This is a genomic window from Acinetobacter guillouiae CIP 63.46 (genome assembly GCF_000368145.1).
Taxonomy (GTDB): Bacteria; Pseudomonadota; Gammaproteobacteria; order Pseudomonadales; family Moraxellaceae; genus Acinetobacter; species Acinetobacter guillouiae.
On the sequence record NZ_KB849286.1, the window covers coordinates 208079 to 226487 of the forward strand.

Here is an 18409-nt window from a genome sequence, read left to right on the forward strand (position 1 = left end):
TGTTTTATAAGTCTTTTTATAAGCATAGATACCCCTCATCCTAGCCTTCTCCCAAAGCGAGAAGGCTCTTTCAATAGTAATGTGATTCACTCAATATGATCATATTTTAATAGATGGAAGCGTTCTAATATCCCAGTGTTCAATATCTTTTAAAATTGCCTCAACAACATCGTTTTCAAACTAGGTTATCTATAGCCAATCTATTACAATGGCTTCTTTTATTCAGCACAGCATATTTTGAATCGCTCATCTTCCCAATTAAAACGTGGACTTAAAAATCGTCATATCCAATTGATCGCTATGGGTGGCGCTGTGGGTACAGGATTATTTTTAGGTTCTGCACAAGTCATCCAATCTGCTGGTCCTTCGATTATTTTAGGCTATGCCATCGTCGGTTTGATTGCCTTTTTAATCATGCGCCAAATGGGTGAAATGATTGTAGAAGAACCTGTTGCAGGTTCATTCAGTTATTTTTCACAAAAATATTGGGGAAAATTTCCTGGCTTTTTATCTGGCTGGAATTACTGGGTAATGTATATTTTAGTCGCCATGACTGAACTTACAGCGGTGGCTAAATATGTGCATTATTGGTGGCCGCTTATTCCCGCTTGGGTCTCCGCTTTATTTTTCTTTGTCATCGTGACTGGTTTTAATCTGGGCAATGTTAAATTTTATGGTGAATCAGAATTTTGGTTAGCCATTATCAAAGTTGCTGCTGTAATTTCGATGATTGTATTTGGTTTATATCTTTTGCTCACAGCAGGTGCTGATTCAACTGCAACTGTGGCAAACCTCTGGCAACATGGTGGATTTTTCCCACATGGTTTTTCAGGGTTGTTTTATATGCTGGCCTTTTTAATGTTTGCATTTGGCGGCATTGAATTGATTGGGATGACGGCTGCCGAAGCAGAAAACCCTGAAAAAAGCATACCACAAGCAGTCAATCGCGTGATTTTCCGTATTTTGGTTTTTTATGTGGCTTCTCTTGCCATCATCATGTCCTTAATTCCATGGAATCAACTTGATCTTGGCGGTTTAGATAAAAGTCCCTTTGTAATGATTTTCAGCCAACTGGGCTTAGGTTGGGCAGCACATTTACTCAATTTTATTATTCTAACTGCCGCGCTTTCGGTATATAACAGTGGTATGTATGCCAATAGTCGTATGCTGTATGGGCTTGCAGTACAAGGCAATGCACCGAAGATGTTTGCAAAAGTCAGCAAACAAGGTGTACCCATCACTGCGGTGATCTTCTCTTCTATCCTAATTTTTGGTTGCGTGTTACTAAATTATTTTGTGCCTGAAGAAGCATTAAGTCATCTGATGTATTTGGCTGTTGCTGCTCTGGTTTTAAACTGGGCACTGATTAGTTTTACCCATTTAAAATTTAAACGTGCTAAAAAGCTGGAAGGGACAAGGGTAAAATTCCCCTCATTGTTTTCACCTGTAAGTAATTATATTGTTTTAGTTTTTATCAGTATGATCCTATATATCATGTGGGTGCAAAACTTTAAAGAATCGGTCATTTTGATTCCAATCTGGATTATTGTGATGTTTGGATTATTTAAAATTTTGAGTTGGAATAAATCACGTTAGTATTTTAAAGGCTTATTTAGGATCTGTTGACATTTCATATCTATAACATTCAAATGTTAATATCCATAAGCTCAAGTGGGTATGAATGAAGCAGGGTCTTTTGGAAAATTTTATGACACAAGATACAAAACGAAATAAAGGTTCATCGATCACACGAGTACTTGAGATTTTAGAAGCCATTGGTGAAGCAAAACATCCCCCTTCCCCACTTGATCTCTCTTTAGCCCTTGATATTCCAAAGCCCAGTATTCATCGACTCATCCAACTATTAGAAAAAGAAGGTTATGTCAAAGTAGATTTACATGGTGGCTTGTTGGTGGGTGGAAGAGTCAAACAACTATTATTTAATGTTTGGGAAAATGAAAAATTTAGAATTGAACGGTTTTCTATTTTAGAAAAACTGTCAAATAAGATTGGCGAAACCTGTGGTATAGCAATCCTACAAGATAATCATATGCTGTATGTGGATCGTATACAGACGAACTGGCCATTACAGGTATATTTACCCGTCGGTTCAACAGTGCCTGTCTGGTGTACATCAAGTGGCAAACTTTTTTTAAGCCATTTATCCGCAGAAAAAAGGAAAAATATTCTAAAAAATATTCCAATCACCCAGTACACCAAAAACACCATTACAGATCTTAATTTGCTGGAATCTGAAATTCAGCGTATTGGCGTAACAAATTTAGGCACCGATAATGAAGAGTTTATCGCAGGGATGGTGGCCTGTTCAGTGCCTATACTCCACCCCAATGGTGAAATCATTGCCTGCTTATATACCCATGCGCCAAGTATTCGAAAATCCTTAGATGACTTAATCAGCTATCAAGATGCATTAAGAGATGCAGCCAATGATTTAAACATCTATATAAAAAATTCAATCGATTAAATAATAAAAGCTAGCGACTTAGAATACCCAAGTCTCTAGCTTTAAAAACTCAAGTCTTAAAATGATCCAAAATATGTTCCAAGTGTAATCACTCCAATCAACGCAAGTAGTGGAAAAATAACTGCGACCACAAACATGTCGTAATAAGACTGTTTATGCGTGAGACCACAAAGTGCAATAATGGTAATTACAGCGCCGTTATGAGGAAGTGAATCTAAAGATCCAGAAGCCATAGAAGCAACTCTGTGCATCAATTCAGGTGAAATGCCAAATTCATGCGCCAGATTCATATAGGTTTCACCCATCGTATTTAATGCGATACTCAAACCTCCAGACGCAGAACCTGTAATCCCAGCCAGTACATTGACCAAAATTGCTTCGGAAACCAGCGGATTACTTGGCGCTAAACCAACTAAAAAATCTTTTAAAATGACAAAACCCGCTAATGATGCAATAACTGACCCATATCCAACTTCTGAGGCGGTATTAAAAATAGGTAAAAATGAAGAAGAAACACCATTTTGAATACTGTCTCGAATATCATTAATCCGTTTCCAATTGAGCGCAATAATGGCAACACATGCGATCACCAATGCTGTAATGATCGACCATAAACCAATCACAGAATTTAGACTGGTGTGACCAAATTGAGCCGTGGCCAAATATGAAGTATCCATACTTGGAAAAATCACTTTAGATAATATTAAATTCGATAAAATCACCAATACAATCGGGATCATTGCAATCAGTAGGCTAGGATCTGAATGGGTTAAAATTTCTTTATGATGTTCAATATGATTACCATAACCTTCGCCTTGTTTTATCGAATGTTCAACTCTTCTATTCAGCCACCACATCCCCGTGATTAACATAAAAATAGAGGCAATGATGCCAAGTACAGGTGCAGCATATAGATCTGTTTTAAAATATGGCATTGGAATTGCGTTTTGAATCGCAGGCGTACCAGGCAATGCGGTCATTGTAAAGGTTAATGCACCCAACATAATTGCCGCAGGAATGAGTCGTTTAGGAATAGCCAATTCTTTAAATAATGCTGAAGCAATTGGAAATACAGCAAAACCCACTACAAAAAGTGAGACACCGCCATAGGTTAAGATTGCACAGGAAATCACAATAGATAACATCGCGCGATGATGCCCTAAGCGTTCAACAAAAAAAATTGCGATTGTGCGAGCTGATCCACTGTCATCCATGAGTTTGCCAAAGACAGCGCCTAACAGAAAAAGTGGAAAATATTTAATGATGTACCCACCTAGACCACTCATAAATACTTGCGAATAAAACCCTAATAATTCATGCGTCATCCCACTCCAAATGACCGCAAACAGTGAGAGTACAGGCGCCAAAATAATGACACTAAAACCTTTGTAAGCTAAATACATGAGCAATACCAAGGACACTACTATTCCAAATAGTCCTATCATTCTAAACTCCATTTATTTAATTATATTGATACATAATGTATCGTTATATATGTATAGCTAATTTTTAATGATGAATCTAGACAAAATTCTTTTTCACTTTAAAAAACAGATCAAATTATTGTTATTTATCAATAAATAATTTTATTTAAATAAAATTAATAAAAAACCTGTTTACATATAATTTTATATTGATACGATACATATCAATATACAAATATTATAAAGCTAATTTACAGCATGCAACTTGGTCTTTTTTTAAATACAAAATGCATGTAAATGGAATGAAACTAAAATGGAGTTCGCTTATGTCACATACGATTTTGTTGCCCAGATTTCTTGAAGTCGGAAAAAATGCACGTGAGAAAATTCCGCATATTTTAAAAAGCTTAGGCTGTAATAAACCACTGATCATCACTGATCAAATGATGGTGAAGTTAGGCTATATCGCGGATATTCAAAAGATTCTTAAACATGAAAATATTGAAGCAGACTTTTTTGACCAAACCATTCCAGAACCCACCTCAAGTTCTATTGAAGCTGGGGTTCAGTTTATTCAAGCACATCGATATGATTCAATTATCGCTGTGGGTGGTGGCAGTCCAATTGACAGTGCAAAAGCCATTGGCATCTTAGGTCGCTATGGTGGAAAAATCCGAGATTATAAGTTCCCTAGACAAGTCAATGAACAGGGCTTACCAATTATTGCCGTTCCAACAACAGCAGGCACAGGTTCTGAAGCAACCAAATTCACGATCATTACTGATGATGAAAGTAATGAAAAAATGCTCTGTGTCGGTGCTGGCTTTATGCCCATTGCTGCGATTGTGGATTATGAACTAACGTTGAGTTTACCTGCCCGTACCACAGCAGATACGGGTATAGATGCTTTAACCCATGCGATTGAAGCCTATACCAGCAAAAAAGCCAATCTATATAGCGATACTCAAGCATTGGAAGCCATGCGCTTAATTGGCCCAAACCTTAAAAAAGTCTATTTTGATCCAAATGATGAAGCTGCCCGAGAAGCATTGATGCTGGGTGCAACATTGGCTGGTGTGGCTTTTAATAATGCATCTGTTGCCTTAGTTCATGGCATGAGTCGGCCTATTGGCGCGTTTTTCCATGTCCCGCATGGTTTATCGAATGCCATGTTATTGCCCATGATTATTGAATATTCAATTCCAGCTGAACCTGAAAAATATGCGAACTGTGCCAAGGCCATGGGGGCAGCGCAGCAAAATGATTCTATTGAATCTGCCAATGCCAAGTTAATTGAAGCATTAAAAGACATTAATACATCCCTTCAAGTGCCAACTTTAGAAGCTTTTGGAGCAGATAAGCAATATTTTGACGAAGTTGTAAATACTATGGCAGAACAAGCACTTGCTTCAGGCTCACCAAGTAATAACTCTCGTCTTCCAACCAAAGAAGAAATCGTAAAACTTTATCAGCAATTATGGTCTTAATTTTTAACCAAAATAAATCAGGAGATCTCAATGAATACAATCGGGCATTTTATTAATGGACAACTTTCAACAAAAGCGAGTCGTAGCCAAAAAGTATTTAATCCAGCAACAGGTGAATCAAATTCTCAAGTGGCCATTGCCAGCCAAAAAACGGTACTTGATGCAATAGCAGCAGCAGAAAATGCCTTTCCGGCATGGCGTGATACGCCAGTGATCAAACGTGCGCGAGTCATGTTTAAGTTTAAAGAGTTGCTGGAAAAAAATGCCGATAAAATCTGTGAGCTGATTGGTTTAGAACACGGTAAAATTTGCCATGATGCAGCTGGGGAATTACAGCGCGGGATTGAAAATGTTGAATATGCTTGCGGTGCACCCGAATTTTTAAAAGGTGAATTCTCCAAAAATGTTGGACCGAATATTGACTCTTGGAGTGAATTTCAACCTTTAGGTGTCGTTGCAGGGATTACCCCATTTAACTTTCCTGTGATGGTGCCACTTTGGATGTTCCCAATGGCAATTGTCTGTGGCAACTGCTTTATTTTAAAACCTTCTGAGCGTGATCCATCTTCAACATTATATATTGCTCAATTATTAAAAGAAGCAGGACTTCCTGATGGTGTCTTTAATCTGGTCAATGGCGATAAAGTTGCAGTAGATACACTTTTAAATGATCAGCGTATTCAAGCGGTTAGTTTTGTAGGCTCAACACCAATTGCTGAATATATTTATAAAACGGCCACAGCTGCCGGCAAACGCTGTCAAGCTTTAGGTGGGGCAAAAAATCACGCCATTATCATGCCCGATGCAGATGTTGATAATGTGGTGAATTCCCTCCTTGGTGCTGCTTTTGGTTCCTCAGGTGAACGGTGTATGGCGCTTTCTGTTGCGGTTGCAGTCGGTGACGAAATTGCAGATACCGTCATTGCTAAACTTCAAAATGAAATCAGTAAATTAAAATTCGGGCATTATGCTGATAAAAATAATGATTTTGGACCTGTGATTACGGCTGAACATAAAGCTAAAGTGATTGGTTTTATTGACAGTGCGGAGCAACAAGGTGCAAAAATTGTTGTGGATGGCAGACAAGTAAGCGTTGGCGATTTTCAAAATGGCTTTTTTGTGGGGCCCACTTTAATTGATCAAGTTACCCCGAATATGCACAGCTACCAGCAGGAAATTTTTGGCCCAGTCTTACAAATTATGCGGGTAGAGTCCATGCAACAAGCCATGGATCTGATTGATAACCACGAGTATGGTAATGGAACATGCATCTATACCCGTGATGGAGAAGCAGCACGTTATTTTTCTGATCATATTAAAGTAGGTATGGTGGGTATCAATGTTCCTTTGCCTGTACCTGTCGCTTATCATAGTTTTGGTGGTTGGAAACGTTCACTCTTTGGCGATTTGTATGCGTATGGTCCAGATGGTGTACGTTTTTATACACGTCGAAAAACCATTACTCAACGCTGGCCTTCTGCCAACATCCGAGAAAACAAACAATTTTCAATGCCGACTTTAAATTAGGACTATTCAAATTAAGATGGTTCAAATTTAGACTGCTTATTGATAAAGCGGCTCTGACTATGTTGGGAAGTATTCAACCCTATCTTGGATACTTCCCAAATGTTTTGACATTTAAATTTTAAATTGAGCTTGTAACTTTCTAAACCACATACAAATATTATTTTAATAAAAATATTTTAAATTTAACAAATATTTTAATCCTTTAAATACAATTCACCAAATTCAAAATACAAACAGCCCACACTCCTTCTATGCATCATTAAATCAAGAAACCTTTAATTAAAAAAACATACAACAACTCAATAATAATATTTAAAAATTTATAAAATCAAACCCTCACATTATAAAAAATTAATTAAAAATTGATTTATTTAAAATAAACTTTAAAACACATTAATAATAAAAAACCAATATGATATCAAAAAAAATCTTAAATTTTATTTTTAGGCAACAAACAAATCAACTATAACCATATACTTTATCACACCACAAATAAATCAATATTCATGTTCAAATAATGACTTATCTAGATCCAAAAAATATAAATCAGAACCATATAAAAAGATAATCATTTTTCCCTCATGTTTAATCCCTTGAACCCTATAGCTGATCAAACCATTTATCGACTTTATTTCAATACTATAATGACTCATCAAATTTTTTGCTTTTTTGGGATTTACTTGTCGCAACACATAAACCAATTGGACAATAATTGTTTTGTTGAAATCAGATCTTTTTTGCGCAATTGCAAATCTACTTATATGATTTTTTTAAAGTTTTATACTCCTCATTTACTTTTCATCACTATTAATGACGTCAGAAGATTTTAAAATTAAACGTTGAATGACTGTTCGAGTAACTGAGTAATGCTTAGCAATTGAATAAACCGTATGGCCTTTTTTAAACTTATCCAAAGCTTCTTTCTTTTGCTTATCAGTTAAAATCTCAGGACGACCAACACGCTTTTTTGCTTTATTCATAATGCTCTTTTTAGAAAAACTAGATTTCTCTTCAAAATCAGAACATAACTTTAAAAAATGCATAAATAATTTCTTAAGATCTCCGACAATTTCATTTTTAGAAAAATCTAAACAGATTAATCGAATTTTTTTTTAAAAATCAAGTTTACACTTGAAGCTACTTCGTTAAAGTTACCACCTAATGAATCAATTCCATTGATTAACAATAAATCACCACTTTCCATCGCATAATTCACTAAATTAATAAATTTATTTCTATATTTTAATGATATACCTGCTTCGACCTCTTCAAAAATCACACGCTTATTTGGTATTTCATAACCAGCGTTTGAAATATAGGAGACATAATTACTGTCTTTTATAGACAAATCATCCACTCTAAAATATGCATAGACTCGCACAACAAATAACCCTCTTATAATTAAAACAATTATTATAATCTTATACTAATAAAAAAAACATCTGTTGAAAATTATATTGGTGTTTTAAACACCATTAATGATTTAAAAACATAAAATCAAAATCATTATAAAAAAATAGCATGATTAATTTAAGCACACGAAATGCAAAAAAAATTATTTAACAAACAAATACAATAAATTAGCGACAAAATAAATAATATAATGTAAGAAATTTTTCAAAAAAATAATTATTTACTTCACTGGAATTTAATATAAAAAACCACTTAAATAAATAAAAGAATATAGCTTAGGTATTTTTAATAGTGTAAATTAATAATTTAATTATATGTATTCTTTTTTATAATTAACATCATGATAAAAAATCATGATGTTATTGTGAGTATCTCTTAAAATTCGACCTGTACTGTTATAGTATCACTATATTTACCAGCAGGCAGACTCAGTGAATTTGTATCCAGAATTTTTGTTGTGAAGGCATAACCCTGCTGAGTATTGCCATCATAAATACCAGGATTTGTAGTCGCAACATCACTCAACCACTGCTCGTTATTTCTTCCCCAGCGTTCTGTGGTTGAGTTTTTATAAATTTCATAACTCATATAGTTATTCCCCGTTTCTGACTTCATTGCACGTTGATTGCCATTTTGTGGATAAAGACCATCATTCAGGCTCACTTTATAAGGTGTCTTGACTGAGCAGCGTATTCCCATAGAGGTTTTCACTGGTGTAAAGGCATCTGCAAAGGCTGCTGTTCCAAAATTCACATCATTGGTCGCAATACGGCAGTCTGGTAAAACTTCAATACTCAAATTTAGAGAAGAATCACTACCACTTCCCCAATCAAACCCGAGTCCCAAAAATCCACGATTAAAACCAGGGCTTGAAAAATAAAATCCTATTCCAGCTACAGCAATTGCAGGCACAGAATAATACCATTTGACTTTAAATGGTGTTTCAGCTCGGTAAATCCCAGGCGATACAGCTTGTCCAGAATTAATCTTTGCATAAAATGGTAACGCACCATTAGGCCCCGTAAAGAAATTGATAATTGTAAAGCTACTCATATCTCTTTCTTGCCCCACATTAATTGGATTACTATTGGTATCCAAATAATTCACCGTAAGGCGTTCACCAGTGACACTATTGATATAGTTTATTGGCATCTGATCGACCCGATATTTCAGATAAGTGGTATTTAAAGCAGCCAAACTAAATCCACTACAGGATAAACCTGCACTGAATTGCGAAGATTGAACTCCATTTTCTGCCAGAGTAATGGAAGGAACCTTACCAATGGACACATTGCCACTTGAGTTAACACTACAATCTGCCTGACTCTGAGTTGTAATCAATATTAATCCAGAGAATAATAAACCTGCTGGTATTATTTTTTTTAAAGTAATCATGGTTTAGCCACCTCACGACAAACAACCGACTTAATCACTGCAATCTGTTGTTGCGCTTGTTTTAAATCCAACGAAAAGTTTGCTTCACATACGCTCTGATCTGGCAGTTGCACTCGAATGGTATTTTCTGCACTCAAATCTTCAAGATAAGCAATCCCGTCCATCCCCACATAACTCGATTCTTGATCCACACGATGTACCACCGCACCTACTGGAATCGCTTGCCCATTGCTTTGTACCAAAGACACATTGGCTGCATAAGACTGTTTGATTGGGAAGCCAATCACCACACCTGAACCTCGTTTTGCCGCAATCCGATTTTCAACTTGGGTTGCATTAAAGTTTGAAGGTAAATCGATCGGGTTAATACTGTATTTAGCCGCGTAATACGGGGTCACTGACGGTACAAATACATAGCCCTTCGCGTTACTCCGCCCCACCAAGCTGTTTTCATAATGCACTGGAACATCTGCAACTTTATTGGTATCAATCAAAGCAAACGACTCACCCAATCGATTGGCAGCAAAGACATTACCTGACATCAACACCACCGAACCTGACAGTCCAAACCAATAGTTGTAGTCATTGGCACCCGACATGCCGACATCGGTATTAAAATATTGGTTACGGTAGCTGACGCGTGCCTGATTAAAGTCATCACTGTTTTCATTAAAACGTCGAGTTAAATCAACACCAACACCACCGTCCAACGGTGCACTACGGTTATAGTTGATATAAGAATAATCACCACTGGATTGTTGGCTATAGCCTAGATTAGCTGTGGATCTGCTTTTGGAAAATGGAACCGACAGCTGAAATGCAGCACTCCACTCTTTTTCCTCAAAATCCCGGTTGGCACTTAACGATACTGTCGCACCATGCATATAAGACGGTAATACCGGTGCCCAAGACAGGTTCATCAGTTTATTTTCAATGTCTCGGCTCTTGGTTCGGATATATGCCACCCCAAAAGTACCCGACTTTTCTGTCGCAAAATAAGTATTGGCAACCAAACTTTTATGACTGTTGGCTGAAATCAAATCTGTGTATTGCAAGCGTGAAAGATCATAATAATCCTGATCTCGCTGGGTATGATTGAGACTAAATCCAAAGCGTTGTTGGCTATAGCTATAACCGAGCGTGTATTGATTTCCCTTGAAGTTTTTATTTCCGTTCAAGTTATTATTTAACTGATTAAGCTCTCCATCAGCCCAGCTTTGGGTTGCCGAACCACTTACAACACCAAACCGATTCAACTTAAGCACTGAACCTAGCCCAGCCAACTGAATTGAATCGGAGAGTTCAACTCGTCCTTCAGCCGTGAGCCAGTCGTTAATCCCGTAACGCGCATCCGCTGAACTGGCAAATTTGCCATATTCAAAGTTCTTGATCCCATAATCTTCGCGGATTTGTCCCATAGACACCGAATAATCCAATAACCCCGGTTTAAGCAAAGTATTCGAAATATAAAACGGCACCGAGGTTGCCACCTGACGGCCAACACTATCTGTGGTGACAATCACCGCCTCGCCTTTACCATTGATAAATGGAACATTATTTAGAATAAAAGGGCCAGATTGTACATCGGTTGAATTGGCTTTCTGCCCATTAATCAATAAGTCCACGGTGCTCGGTAAGGCCGCTTGTCCTTTAAACTGGGGTAAAGGATAGGTAATCAAATCTGGACGCGTACCAAAATTACGCTGTAACTGCAATCCACCTAAACGCACTGAACTTCCCCAAGCGTTTTTACTTCCCGTAATTACATCGCCTGCTAAAAATGAAACTACCCGGACTGGGTCATCATATTGCCAAGTGGTGTCATAGCGGCGGTAGCCATCATTATCTTGATTTGAGTCGTTTCCAATCCCATCAGATTTAAAATCAGTTTTGCTATAAACCCCTGAATTTCTCAGTACCCCATAAGGGGAGAAAAAGCGTTGTTCTGTAAAGAGTGTACTGCTATAGCCACCATTCTCTGGGCGGTAGGTATAAAAGTCATAGTTATTTAATAAACCAATACCCGACTGCGCTGTTTCAGGTTGATACCAAGAATCCAAACCGCGTATCTGCACCGGCATCCAGCTGGCAGGAAGATCTAGACTAAAATACTGTTGCGCTGAATTGTACTCATACTTCAATTCGGGAATCTGATTGAGGCTGACCCAATCCAAGGCCTTGCCCAAAAAGCCTAAAGTAAATACATCCAGATCGGTCAGGTTTTTTTCTGACTGTTGCTGCAGTGCATCCGCAGGCAGCTTAATCTGTAACTCATCCAGTTTCGATTGCTGGATAAAGTAATGATCACCTTTGACAATGACCGGTATCACTTGTCGCGTCGAATATTGATTGATCACCAAGTCCAGATAGAGCTTAAATAAGCTATTCACTTCTGAAACATCTCGTGGTGGCGGTGGCAAACCATTTGCATAGACATTGCAGCTCAGCAATGGAATATTCGCAACCAATATCAATGTCAGGCTTTTGCATAAAAAAGAAGGGGTGTGTAACCCTGATAAATAACCCATTTACCCCCCTCCTTCTTTTTTAATCTCAACCAATTCTTGCTTCACCCCTGAACTGTCAACGCCATACAAACTGGTTTGACCACTCAGGCTGTTGAGTAGTTTGTTGTCTAAATCAAACTTCATGGTGCTGTTTGCCAACACATAACCAAAGGCAGTTTTGCCAAAAGCCATTTGCTCTGAAGTCGGGGTTAATTTAATTCCTGAAAGCCGTGAAAATTTTGAACCAGTATTTTTAATATAAAGTTCAGGTTTGCCCTGTTCATTATTCTTGACCCACCAACTTAATATCGGTTTAGCCAAAGGATTTTTCGCATTGGTTTTTTGTGAAACTTCAGTTAAACCACTACCAAGTCCTTTGCCATAGCTAAACAAGGGAATGGAATAACGCATCTGAAAGCTGACTGTCGATGCATCTTTTTCATCTTCTGGATTGAGCTTGATCGGCAGTTCATCAACAATAATTCGATAGGCAAGTTCTTTTGCATCAGGTACAGCAGCTGAGCGAGTCAAACGCAACATATGCTTTTCACCCGCCTTGATCTTCGCTACGGGCGGACTTGGAATAACCTCAGTTTGCTCCGCATAAGCATCTTGCTGATGATTCTGATCCCATTTAAATACCCGAATCTGTACCATGGCATCAGAGTTACCGGTATTTTGTAGCCATACCGCAGAGGCTTTTTCATTTTCTTCAATTTTTGGATAAATTGGCCAGATTAAAAATGTAGCCTGTGCGAATACCGGTGAAGTGATCATCAATATCGCGGCCGCAGAGAAAGTCCTGCCCGACCATATTTTCATTTTATTTAAGCTCATAGAATCACCATGTAATCGTAATTGCGACCGTATCTTTATACAGGCCAGCTGATCGTGGTTGATTGTTATTATTCAAGTCTGCAACAGCATAAACTGCAAAACCCAGTACGGTGTTCAAAGTAGTGGTTGGTGTCAGTGAGTAACTACTCCCACTGGCATATTCACCTTGCAAACTACTGTCCTGATAAAGCTGATAAGGTACAAATTCATTCTGCTGGGCATGTTTCATCCGTCGAAAGTTATTTGAAAAGTGATCACCACCATTCAACATCACCTTTACCGGTAGCCGTGCAGTACATTGGATATTCCAGCTTTGCGCAGTATTGATGACGGATCCTTTTAACTGCCCCTGCGCCACAACAGGATGACGACCAAAATCAAGTAACTGTTCGACATTGCTGAGTTTGCACCCATTTTCAATGGTCGCCTGAACTTTAAAACTTGCCGAAGTTACAGGATCAACAGCAAACCCACTTTGAACAATCGAAATCAGCAGAACACTTAAACCTATTTTTTTCATGATTTTGTTCTTTAAAATTCAATGGTAATTGGAATAGTGTCGGTATATTGTCCAAGTGAGACTGACCGACCATTATTAACAGTTTGCCCCATGAGATTAAGCGTTTGCGGCTGACCATTATTGGTCAAAGTAATGATTTGATTAGGCCTTAACGCTTCGCGAGCAGTTCCATATAAGATGTTGTAGGCAAGGAAATCTGTGCCATTACTGATCGCACGAAAATAATTTGCGCCAAAAGGTGCTGGTACCTTACTGTCATGTTGCCCCGCACCAAAGGTAACTTTTATTGGAGCATTGCCAGGGCATTGAATGGTCAAACCTGATGTAGAACCCTGACTTAAACTGGTCTCTATCACCTGATTAAATGCAGCTGTGGTTTCTCCAAAGTCTAGCTGCCCGAAATTCAAGCCATTGGTTCCGTTATTCACGGTCTCATTGTTGATCTTGCAGGATGGCTCTAATTCAAGTTGAACATTTAACTTAGCGGCCAATTGCCCAGCACTGGTGAGCGATGAAACAATGCTACAAAGTAGCAATCCGACGCATTGTTTAAGTAACAGGTGCATACGTTCCTCCCTAAAACAGGCTTGTTCAACAACAAACCTGTTTACTGTTACGTATACTGATTAGAAATTAACAGTCACCAATAAAGTGTCTGTATAATCACCCTGTGCTTTTGCAGTGCCAGTGTTCGCAGCAATTGCACCAAAAATTGGAACTTCTTGAGCTACACCTGCTGCAGCAGTGAAAGGCTGAGCTGTATTAATCACATATGGATTGGTACGTGCTGCATCACGGTAAACGTTATAGTTTACTAGGTCGGCAGCAGTTGTATGTTTAAGACTACGATCAGCGCGTTGACCGCCATCAATTGCAACCGTAAAGTCAACAGGGTTTGCACCATCACATTCTACAGCGAGATGACCACCTGTCGCTGTAGAAGCAACTTGTCCAGTCAAAACGTTGGTCCAAGTACCAGAAGTTTTACCGAAATCTAATGTACCAAATTGGTTCATATTTCCAGTAACAGTAGAACCTTCAACAGTACAACCTGTCGAAACATTCAGCTTGACATCAACTTGACCAGTAACAGCTGCTTGTGCAGTCGCGATATAAGCCGTGCTCAACAATGCAGTTAGTGTTAGTTTTGTAAAAATATTCATATTAATTCCCATGATTTGTATTATTCGTAAACTTTTACACAAGAAGTGTGAAAGTATTTACATAATCACATGTGATGAATAAGTGTTCAATAAATCAACTAATAAGCAGCACAAAACAAGCTCAACTACCTGTATTTATTTAAAATTTTATTGGAATTGTGGAATTAAATTATTATTATATTTAAAACACCAAAAAATACATTTCACTTGATAATTTGACAAAGTAAAAGTGAAATTAACTTAATTTTCTTTTAAATAACACCAAGCTAAATATGCCAATCTAAGGACTTAAAATTTCGCTTAGGCAATATCGTATTTTATCTTGATCAAGCCTCATAAAAACAAAATTAAACCCTATATTTCAAAATTTTACTTGATAAAATTTTATTTTTATATATTAGACTAAACTCAATATTGCAAAGATAAACTTATTTTTAAAAATGCTTTATCGGCTTATCTATATTTTAAATTTTACCTAAAAAATTTAAGAATCGCCTTTTATATTTAATTATTACCTTCAAATTTTTTACATCTCATTTCATTCAATTGATCTAAGATATGATGATTAATTCAAAAACTCCAATTTTAAATAAACTAGTAATAACAAAGTAACCATGACCATAATAAGCACCCCAAATTAGTCTTTTACAATCATTGCTCACAATGGCTTTGTATTGGTAGATTAATCACGATGATGAGGCTGTAAATTAGTGACGAGGACTTTATTCAAAATATGATTTAATCAATAAAAGTTAACACTTAGCGGTTATTTTATCCATTCATCAAAAATAAAAAAATCCCATTCGTTCTGGGGTGAAGAATGGGATACGTTATGACACTTTAACATGCCGACCGAAAATCGTGAATCTCTGTATACAATTTGGATGACGACTAAATATGAAAGGTGTTTCCACTCGGTTTAAGAACATCTCGCTCTTTAACTCTTAAACAAATGCATTGGTCAAATGTAGCGATTGCATCACGAATAAATTCAGCTTCCATTTTATCTACATGCAAATGGCTTTCTTTATGAACTTCTTCAAACAATGCTTTTAAATCATATTGATCATCACTTAGACATGTCATCTTAAAATTACTCAATTCAGCGTCAATATCTAAACGTATTAATTCGATAAAATGCTGACGTGAAGCATAGGTATTTTCACTATAAAAAAAATGAGTGCTTTCATCTATACCTTTATGAAACACCATTTCATAAATTTTCATTATTTATTTATATCCAACATTCATATTTCTATTCTTCAATATATCTGTAGGAACCCATTAAGCTATTCAGATAATGCACATTTTTTATCATTACTCACCATGTTTTGCAAACTTTTACACTTATTTTAATTACAATTAAATACATAATTTATTAAAAATATTACCTAAAAACAAATATTTAAATTTATATTATCTTTTAGAAACAAACTTGTAATAGTGTTCTTATTATTATAATTTAATGCATATTTCATGTAATTCATCACCAAATAACAAATGCAATTTTTGATCAATTTAACAGGTCATATTTATAGTGATAATAAAGCCTATGCCCGTCAATCTCCTTAGCAGCTCCAATAACATCAATATTGATCAGATTGAATAATTAAATACCATAAACATCAGAAAATTCAGTTTTTGCCAAAGCTGTATAAGCATTTTCTGTATAAATGAATTAAATATTTATTATTAAAAAGATGCGCTTAATGTTGGATGCCAAACCTTCCAATAAACATGGCATCCAATTTCTCAATGTTAAAAATTAGCTTTTAATACCAACGAAGCAAAATCTCGGTCATCGAGTGTACTAAAATCATTCGAACCAAAAAAATTGGTATACGCAAGTTCAGCTGTATACTTTTGCTGATAATTCACTGAAATAGTGGCTGCAATACTCATTTGACCTTCTTGAAAATTTTGGCTAAATCCTGCTATATCATGGCGAAAGATTACACTTGGTGTGATGACGGTCGCAGGTAAAATATCTTGATAATTTAAAGTTCCTCGTAAACGATAGCCATATGACCATTGCGTAAAAAAACCATCCCGATTACAAAAGCGCTCATTCATACGATCAATCACATCATTTGCAAGATGTGCGGTGCCATAAGGCGTACATTTATATTCACCTGTTTCAGGATTATAAGCACCAGATGAAAGCTCACTCCGTCCAAATGCACCGACCCGTCCAAAACGATGATTACCAATATCTGCAATATGATTAACTGCAAACTCTGCCGCCCAATTCAATGCATTTGCACCCAATATATTATTTAAACGATCACTTGCACCCAGTGAAAATTGGGTTACAGGCGTTCTTACATACCCTTGTAAATATTGTCCAAATTCAGCCGCAACTCCAGGTGGTGTAAGGGGCGTATCTTTGTCTAAAACTTGAGCATAGACGATATCTGTTCCATTTAATTGCAAGGGTTGATTGGGTTTATGCGTTAATTCGCTAAAAACAGCTGTTGTCCCCACTTTTGCTGCTAGGCTTAATCCATACATTTTAATATTTTCTGGATAAATTGAAAAAAATCGAGCAGTATTAAAATATGCAGACCCTGATGCAGTTACCGCTGTACCATCAAAATTAGCATTGCGACTGTGATAGTTCGCAAAATATGCGCCAAGTTCAGCATTATTCCAACGAGGTAAAGTTTGCTTTAAAGCAAAACCATATTGCCCACTATTCTTGGCATATCGACTTTCTGCACGTGGAATATAAGTCTGTGCATCTAAAGCACTTTCAGATAATTTATCTCCTGGTGTAACGGTCAAAATAATGGGGCCACAATTTTCTGGAACAAAGTCCGAAATTGCAAAAAACGTCCCACAGCCATCCACAACAGAAGGTCTAAACTTAAACTGATAAAAACCGTCCAGTTTAAGATTTGGCGTTATTCCAGCCTCAAATGAAAACATTTCGACAGGAATTATTCGCTCTTTTGCCTCTCCTCCCGGCCGATTAATTGCAGCATAATCCAAGGCACTGACTGAATTTATACCATTTTGGAAAAACTGTGATTTCCCCCAATTTAAAGTATGTTTACCTAATTTTAGATTGGCATTTTGATCATTTTCTAAAGCAAAATTTTTCCAGATATAGGCATCCCAAAGATTAATGCCCTTAAATTTGGCTAATCTAGGCCAAGTAGAATCATCAAAGGCTTTTAAATCTCCACGACCTGTTTCATAAGCATGGTCATACCAATATTTAGTGCTGATTACTGCACCCTGTTGTTGTCCTTTTAAACGAAACTCAGTCAAACCTTTTATAATTTGGGAAATATTATCGTTTTGACTGAAGTTCACATGCCCGTCGTCGCCATTCACGTCAACGCTTAAACCGTCCTTTCCGATATGATTTGCATCAGGTTTATACACCAACTGATTTGAAGCATCTTGAGTACTCCAATTTGCACCTAGACTGAGCATCGTACTGGTTTCAAATTTCCAATCCTCATTGATCTCAACACTTGTTGCAGACACTTTTGAAATACTTAAGCACAGCACTAAACAGACACCCAGCTTTTGAGTGAAAATAATCGTGCGTTTCGCGTTATTGCCACATATCACATTTTGCATCATTCGATCTCCATATCGATATGATTTAATTCGATTTAACTCCATAAATAGCCATATTGA

General features: G+C 36.9%; 13 protein-coding genes and 1 pseudogene. 4 read left to right on the forward strand and 10 right to left on the reverse strand.

Annotated elements, in window-relative coordinates:
- The first annotated feature begins 237 nt into the window (after nucleotides 1-237).
- A complete protein-coding gene (locus F981_RS19520) occupies nucleotides 238-1596 on the forward strand; it encodes an amino acid permease (protein WP_081401081.1) in 1359 nt (452 codons plus the stop codon).
- 112 nt (nucleotides 1597-1708) lie between these two features.
- On the forward strand, nucleotides 1709-2485 hold the full coding sequence (locus F981_RS19525; protein WP_004724755.1) for an IclR family transcriptional regulator: 777 nt from the start codon (nucleotides 1709-1711) through the stop codon (nucleotides 2483-2485).
- 56 nt (nucleotides 2486-2541) lie between these two features.
- Here F981_RS19525 and F981_RS19530 read toward each other — a convergent pair whose 3' ends face one another.
- Nucleotides 2542-3930 (reverse strand): GntP family permease, encoded by a 1389-nt coding sequence (locus tag F981_RS19530; RefSeq protein WP_004724757.1) that lies wholly within the window; start codon nucleotides 3928-3930, stop codon nucleotides 2542-2544.
- Nucleotides 3931-4235: 305 nt separating this feature from the next.
- Between F981_RS19530 and F981_RS19535 the strand changes: the two genes are divergently transcribed.
- Entirely contained in the window at nucleotides 4236-5396 is a 1161-nt protein-coding gene (locus F981_RS19535; RefSeq protein ID WP_004724759.1) for an iron-containing alcohol dehydrogenase, read from the forward strand.
- 30 nt (nucleotides 5397-5426) lie between these two features.
- Nucleotides 5427-6923, forward strand: a complete 1497-nt coding sequence (locus tag F981_RS19540; protein ID WP_004724761.1) for a CoA-acylating methylmalonate-semialdehyde dehydrogenase — start codon at nucleotides 5427-5429, stop codon at nucleotides 6921-6923.
- Between the two features lie 791 nt (nucleotides 6924-7714).
- Here the strand turns inward: F981_RS19540 and F981_RS19550 are convergent.
- The 9 genes and pseudogenes from F981_RS19550 to F981_RS19590 form a co-directional block, all read right to left on the reverse strand.
- Nucleotides 7715-8304, reverse strand: a pseudogene (locus F981_RS19550) (recombinase family protein).
- 407 nt (nucleotides 8305-8711) lie between these two features.
- Entirely contained in the window at nucleotides 8712-9731 is a 1020-nt protein-coding gene (locus tag F981_RS19555) for a Csu type fimbrial protein (RefSeq protein WP_004724768.1), read from the reverse strand.
- Nucleotides 9728-12259 carry a fimbria/pilus outer membrane usher protein gene (locus F981_RS19560; RefSeq protein ID WP_004724769.1) on the reverse strand — a complete coding sequence of 844 codons (2532 nt, stop codon included), beginning with the start codon at nucleotides 12257-12259 and terminating at the stop codon, nucleotides 9728-9730. Before F981_RS19560 ends, F981_RS19555 begins: the two co-directional genes overlap by 4 nt.
- The gene (locus F981_RS19565; RefSeq protein WP_004722254.1) at nucleotides 12260-13060 is read right to left on the reverse strand and encodes a fimbrial biogenesis chaperone; all 801 of its coding nucleotides are present in this window, start codon (nucleotides 13058-13060) and stop codon (nucleotides 12260-12262) included. It lies immediately after the preceding gene.
- Nucleotides 13061-13079: 19 nt separating this feature from the next.
- Complete coding sequence (locus tag F981_RS19570; protein WP_004722255.1) at nucleotides 13080-13595, reverse strand: Csu type fimbrial protein; 516 nt, start codon at nucleotides 13593-13595, stop codon at nucleotides 13080-13082.
- Nucleotides 13596-13606: 11 nt separating this feature from the next.
- A complete protein-coding gene (locus tag F981_RS19575) occupies nucleotides 13607-14161 on the reverse strand; it encodes a spore coat protein U domain-containing protein (RefSeq protein ID WP_004722258.1) in 555 nt (184 codons plus the stop codon).
- Nucleotides 14162-14221: 60 nt separating this feature from the next.
- Nucleotides 14222-14758, reverse strand: coding sequence for a Csu type fimbrial protein (locus F981_RS19580; RefSeq protein WP_004724771.1), 537 nt, complete (start codon nucleotides 14756-14758; stop codon nucleotides 14222-14224).
- Nucleotides 14759-15649: 891 nt separating this feature from the next.
- Complete coding sequence (locus tag F981_RS19585) at nucleotides 15650-15985, reverse strand: hypothetical protein (RefSeq protein WP_004724773.1); 336 nt, start codon at nucleotides 15983-15985, stop codon at nucleotides 15650-15652.
- A 531-nt stretch (nucleotides 15986-16516) separates the two neighbouring features.
- On the reverse strand, nucleotides 16517-18352 hold the full coding sequence (locus F981_RS19590; RefSeq protein WP_004724774.1) for a DUF1302 domain-containing protein: 1836 nt from the start codon (nucleotides 18350-18352) through the stop codon (nucleotides 16517-16519).
- Nucleotides 18353-18409 lie beyond the last annotated feature (57 nt).

Coding starts and splice junctions, on each gene's coding strand:
- F981_RS19580 (WP_004724771.1), bottom strand. CDS start 14,758: ATGAATATTTTTACAAAACTAACACTAACTGCATTGTTGAGCACGGCT.
- F981_RS19530 (WP_004724757.1), bottom strand. CDS start 3,930: ATGATAGGACTATTTGGAATAGTAGTGTCCTTGGTATTGCTCATGTAT.
- F981_RS19535 (WP_004724759.1), top strand. CDS start 4,236: ATGTCACATACGATTTTGTTGCCCAGATTTCTTGAAGTCGGAAAAAAT.
- F981_RS19540 (WP_004724761.1), top strand. CDS start 5,427: ATGAATACAATCGGGCATTTTATTAATGGACAACTTTCAACAAAAGCG.
- F981_RS19585 (WP_004724773.1), bottom strand. CDS start 15,985: ATGAAAATTTATGAAATGGTGTTTCATAAAGGTATAGATGAAAGCACT.
- F981_RS19590 (WP_004724774.1), bottom strand. CDS start 18,352: ATGATGCAAAATGTGATATGTGGCAATAACGCGAAACGCACGATTATT.
- F981_RS19575 (WP_004722258.1), bottom strand. CDS start 14,161: ATGCACCTGTTACTTAAACAATGCGTCGGATTGCTACTTTGTAGCATT.
- F981_RS19555 (WP_004724768.1), bottom strand. CDS start 9,731: ATGATTACTTTAAAAAAAATAATACCAGCAGGTTTATTATTCTCTGGA.
- F981_RS19570 (WP_004722255.1), bottom strand. CDS start 13,595: ATGAAAAAAATAGGTTTAAGTGTTCTGCTGATTTCGATTGTTCAAAGT.
- F981_RS19560 (WP_004724769.1), bottom strand. CDS start 12,259: ATGGGTTATTTATCAGGGTTACACACCCCTTCTTTTTTATGCAAAAGC.
- F981_RS19565 (WP_004722254.1), bottom strand. CDS start 13,060: ATGAAAATATGGTCGGGCAGGACTTTCTCTGCGGCCGCGATATTGATG.
- F981_RS19525 (WP_004724755.1), top strand. CDS start 1,709: ATGACACAAGATACAAAACGAAATAAAGGTTCATCGATCACACGAGTA.